The 5,128-nt window shown below is 51.2% G+C and carries 4 protein-coding genes; all 4 read left to right on the top strand.

The window, feature by feature from the left end; translation table 11 throughout:
* Window positions 1–129 precede the first annotated feature (129 nt).
* Window positions 130–1,002: an N-formylglutamate amidohydrolase gene (locus ABF979_RS16365; protein ID WP_415560746.1), complete on the top strand. Its 873-nt coding sequence runs from the start codon at window positions 130–132 to the stop codon at window positions 1,000–1,002.
* Window positions 1,003–1,120: 118 nt separating this feature from the next.
* The gene (xylB, locus tag ABF979_RS16360; protein ID WP_415560745.1) at window positions 1,121–2,581 is read left to right on the top strand and encodes a xylulokinase; all 1,461 of its coding nucleotides are present in this window, start codon (window positions 1,121–1,123) and stop codon (window positions 2,579–2,581) included.
* Between the two features lie 66 nt (window positions 2,582–2,647).
* Window positions 2,648–3,247, top strand: a complete 600-nt coding sequence (locus ABF979_RS16355) for a nucleoside 2-deoxyribosyltransferase (RefSeq protein ID WP_415560747.1) — start codon at window positions 2,648–2,650, stop codon at window positions 3,245–3,247.
* 522 nt (window positions 3,248–3,769) lie between these two features.
* On the top strand, window positions 3,770–5,128 hold a 1,359-nt coding region (locus ABF979_RS16350; RefSeq protein WP_415560744.1), incomplete at its 3' end, for a diguanylate cyclase domain-containing protein.

Raw genomic sequence — 5,128 nt, 5'->3', positions numbered from 1 at the left:
CCTGTGACCCCTACCATGTCAAGGTAGTGCTCTACCGCTGAGCTATGCGCCCCCGATCCGGTGAGGCGGTGTTTAGCTGTCTCGAATGTGGGTGACAACCCCCTTGAACAAAAAAAATGCACTGAGGTTATGACTGACCCTTCCCCCTATCCTGCTGTAATCATTCAAAAGCCTCAGAAAACGGCCATTCCTCTTGTGGTTTCTTCTCCGCATTCCGGACAGAAATATTTTCAGGATTTTCTGGAGAGCAGTCGGCTTTCATTGTGGGAGCTTCAGCAGACAGAAGACAGGTTTGTCGATCAGTTGTTCGAATGTGTTCCATCCATCGGGGGAACATTGCTGACAACGGAATTTCCACGGATCTGGTGTGACGTTAATCGGGATTGTCGTGAACTGGATTCGGGAATGTTCAAACCTTCCCTTTCCGCCACTGGTCTGCTGCAGACCTCGAAAGTCCGTGCAGGTTTCGGGGTTATTCCGCGTTGTGCCACGCAAGGACGACCAATCTATACGCACTGCCTGCCACTGGATGAAGTTCAAAGGCGCCTGGTTGCATCGTGGGTCCCCTATCATCAGGCCCTTCAGAATCTTTTGTACGAAATGCAAAAACAGTTTGGGTCGGTAATTCTTCTAGAGGCTCATTCAATGCCCCGCCTGCATCAGGCGAAAAGCTGCGACATGGTTCTGGGTGATCTGCATGGCAAATCATGCTCCCCCGCTCTCACAGAGTATGTGGAGCAGTATTTTTCAGGCAGAGGATACGCTGTTCGAAGGAATGTGCCTTACGCGGGGGGCTACATCACCCGACATTATGGCCAGCCATCTGAGGGCATTCATGCCCTTCAGCTCGAAATATGCCGATCCCGTTATTTGAATCCGGCCACCCTTCAGCCTTCGCGTGGGTTTGAACAGGTTAAAAACGATATAGATGACCTTGTGCTTGAGTTGGCTGATCTTGCATGTCACGCTTTTCAGGTCAGCGAGGCTGCTGTGGCAGAATAATCCCGGTGGCTTTTTTATGGTTACGAACTCAAGAAACCGGTCACTAGATTGTGCCCTGCCTATTCTTTGAGACTATGCGCTAAGCTCCGGATTTTAAACTCTGGTTTGGGACATAGGCATGTTTCTGGGAATTGACGTCGGAACTTCCGGAATCAAGGTTTTGTTGGTGGACGAGAACCAACAGGAAGTTGCGTCTCATACAGAGGGTCTGACAGTCAGTCGGCCATACGATGGATGGAGCGAACAGGCTCCGGAAGACTGGTGGACTGCGACCTGTCGTGGCATCGACCACTTAAAGTCCAGAGTTCCAGAAGCTGTTTCTGCCATACGGGGTATTGGTCTTTCCGGCCAGCAGCATGGTGCAGTTTTGCTGGACTCTGCGGGAGAGGTTCTGCGCCCGTGTATTCTTTGGAATGATACCCGCTCAGAGGCGGAATGTGCGCTTTTTGAAGAGCGTTTCCCCCGCAGTCGAGAGATTACGGGTAACGTTGCAATGCCTGGCTTTACCGCTCCAAAAATTCTGTGGGTTGCGCGGCATGAACCTGAAATTTTCGAACGTATTCAGCATGTTCTCCTTCCCAAGGCATGGCTGCGCTACAGAATGACGGGCCAGATGATTGAAGACATGTCCGATGCTTCAGGCACTCTCTGGCTGGATGTGGGAAAACGTGAATGGTCACCTGAAGCTTTGAAGGCAACGGGCCTGACATGTGCCAACATGCCTGAGCTCCGTGAGGGGACTGCGCCAGCAGGGTACCTGAATGAAGAGCTCACCAAACGTTGGGGAATGGTTGCTTCCCCGGTCTTTGCCGGCAGTGCGGGCGATAACGCTGCGGGAGCTGTTGGGCTTGGTGCAATCCGCAATGGCGATGCGTTTATCTCGCTGGGAACGTCTGGTGTTGTTTGGGTGACGACCAACGAATTTCGTCCGGAGCATCAGTCTGCCATCCATGCGTTTTGTCACGCTGTTCCCAAGACCTGGCATCAGATGGGGGTCACTCTGTCTGCCGCGGCTTCGCTTGCCTGGTGGGCAAGAACCTGTGGGATGAAAGAAGCTGATCTGCTGGCTGAACTTCCGGAAAAACCGTCCCACCCTTCTCCAGTCTTGTTTGCCCCTTATTTGTCTGGAGAAAGAACGCCTCACAACGATGGGACCATTCGAGGGGCATTTATCGGGCTTTCACAGGACACAAGCCGTTCTGAGCTGACGCAGGCAGTATTAGAGGGGGTGGCATTCTCTTTCCGGGACGCCCTTGAGGGGCTGAAGGTGTCAGGATCTTCCATTCAGGAAGCCGACGTTATCGGCGGGGGCTCGCGCAGCCCATTCTGGATTTCCATTCTGGCGTCTGTGCTGGATTTGCGGCTCCATTGCCTGGCACATGGAGAGCATGGTGGCGCATTCGGGGCTGCCAGGTTGGCGCGTCTTGCGGCAACAGGTGAAAGTGTAGAGAGCGTCTGCACGTCTCCAGAACGTGTCTCGGCAACTGATCCTGAAGCTGGCCTTCAAAATGAATATGCTGCGGCCTATCGCCGGTATCGTCGGATATATTCAGCGCTTCGTAACATTCAGGATACGTGAATTAATTTTGGTAACGCAAAAAGAAGAGGTTTTGTCTGCGGAAAACGCATGGTAGGGCCCATGGTCATGCAGACAAAAATTCCTTCCGTCTATCTTGCCGGAGATCTCGTCTTTCGACCTGATGCTCTCTCCATATTCGAGCGCCTCAAAGCTATTTGTGCGGAGTATGGGCTTGAAGGGATTGCTCCGTTTGACGGGCAAGAAGAAGCTCGTCTGATGCCGCCAGGACGGGAGACCATTCTGGCATTTGTCCGCGCTGACCGAGCATTGATGGATCAGTGTGATGCAGGCCTGTTCTGTGTGGATCCGTTCCGTCGTGCGGCGGACATGGATCCAGGCACTGCCGTGGAAATCGGTTATATGCACGGTTTGGGCAAGCCGATGGAGGGCTATACAGTTGACGGACGACTGTATCCCGAAAAAGTTGAAGCATACTGGGAAAAATCCTGGAAGCAGTCGCTTCGAGCGAGGGGCGAGGACGGGGCGCCCGCTTCAGGCAGTCAGGAAGATCCAGATGGAATGTTGGTTCATTCTGAAGGCCTTCTACAAAATGGCATGGTAGACGGCTTCATCGGCTTCTCGGGCGGGGAAATCTCTATTGACCCGGATTTTTATGAAGCTTTTCGAAAAGCAGCAAAACGTCTCTCAGGGCGTCTGAGCCATTAAAACGTGCCTTTCTCTTTGATACAGCTATGGGAAATGCTCGCTGAGAAGCTTTGAGAGCGCCCGCGGGCAGGATTATCATCTTGAAAGGTTACTGCCTTGCGATTTCACAGGCTGGCCATTGTCTGTTTGAGTATGATGGCGGGATGTGCACCTTCTCCCCATCGAGATGTGCGGGACGACCTTTTGAAACCTGTTCATTCTGCTGCTCCAGAGAGCAATGGGAAAGATGGCCTCAAGGACGGAAAAGTACACGGTTCTATGTCAATGAGTACCGGCTTTGGGGCCGGTCGAGCTTCAAATGAGCTAGGGAGATACGGGTCATTGGGAGGATGGTGAAATACTCTATCATGAAAAGTGACTTTGTTATTTTTTAGGTCAAAGAATATGACATGCTCTGTTTGTAAGTCTTTATCGGGGTATCTTCGGGCACGCATAGGCGCTTCTTAATGGTTTGGAAAACATGTTTGATGCAGACTTCAAAGGGTCCGCTTATTGTAAATTTGGGATAGTCTGATTTTTTTCATGCTTTTACGTCTGACAAAAAAGTGCCCACCGTTTCTTTTTGTCGGCATCGTTGTATTCGTTGCAGCAATAGTAGGTATATCTTCGCGCTATATTGGGCAGCTTGCTCAGATCTGGCCAGCAAATGCACTGTTGCTTTGGCTGATGATTACTTACCCTCGCTTTAGCCAAAAAAGTTGCTGGATCAGTGCCTCTGTCGGTTACTTACTGGCTGGGTGGATAATGGCTGATCCGCTTTTTACAAATGCCTGGCTCACAACGGCAAACCTGGCTGGCGTTGGTATGGGGTACATCTTGTTCCGGCGCTTGGAACGACAAGAGACAGAGTTGGATGGTCCCCAGTCTGTTCTCGCCTTACTGCTGGTTTGTTCAGGCGCGGCAGGAGCCGCAGCGTTAGTGGGAACAGGAATTGCATTTTCTCTTCCCGGCAGTACCCCGTGGGGGCGCTTTATCTTGTGGTTCAGTAGTGAGCTGAACCGCTATCTCGTCTTGCTTCCTGTCTGTTTTGCAGGAAAAAAATGGTTTTCGGATCTTGTGAATGCAGGCTGGCGCAGTGTGTTGGTAACGCCAGGCTTCAATATCGCGCCTATTGTAAGTCTGGGAGCATCAGTAGTTCTCGCTACCCTCACTGGCGGTCCTGGCGCAATTGCTTTCCCCGTCCCTGCCCTGCTGTGGTGTGCCCTGACCTACAGCGTTCTGCCTATGTGTCTTGTCGTCCTGATTTTTAACGTCACGGTGATGGGAATTGTAGAAGCCGGGCTTCTGAATTTTCATCAGGCGCATGAGACTATTGGTGTAACCGTTTCCTTTCGGCTTGGTCTTTCTTTTCTGGTACTTGGCCCTCTTACAGTAGCAGCCATCATGAACACGCAACGCGCTTTGGTGGCGCGACTGAATCAATCCATTACTTGGGATAGTCTAACGCATGTTCTGAGCCGCCAGGCCTATCTGGAGAGAAGCGCGGCCTTGATTAAGGACGTTGTAGAAAACCAGAAGAGCAACGGCGTTGCCATACTTATGATAGACCTTGATCGTTTTAAGGATATCAACGACACGTATGGCCATTTTACGGGAGACGCAGCTCTTGTCGCCGTGACTGCTGCTATTTCTGATGTGCTTTGTCCCGACCAGATTTTTGGCCGCGTCGGCGGAGAAGAATTTGCGATTACCGTTGTTGCTATTGATGAAAAGATGGCTATCGATCTGGCTGAGAAAATTCGCCAAACGGTAGAGCATGCTCCATGCCTTCTTGCTGAAACAGGATTACAGATGACTGTCAGTATAGGAGTTGTTTATCGAGAATGTATAAATGAAAAAGACTTTCAGTCTCTTCTTACGAAAGCGGACGCTGCATTATAT

This window comes from Gluconobacter sp. (assembly GCF_047723935.1).
Classification (GTDB): domain Bacteria; phylum Pseudomonadota; class Alphaproteobacteria; order Acetobacterales; family Acetobacteraceae; genus Gluconobacter.
Note: the sequence above shows the minus strand (reverse complement) of the source record. Positions and strands in the feature narration are given on the sequence as shown.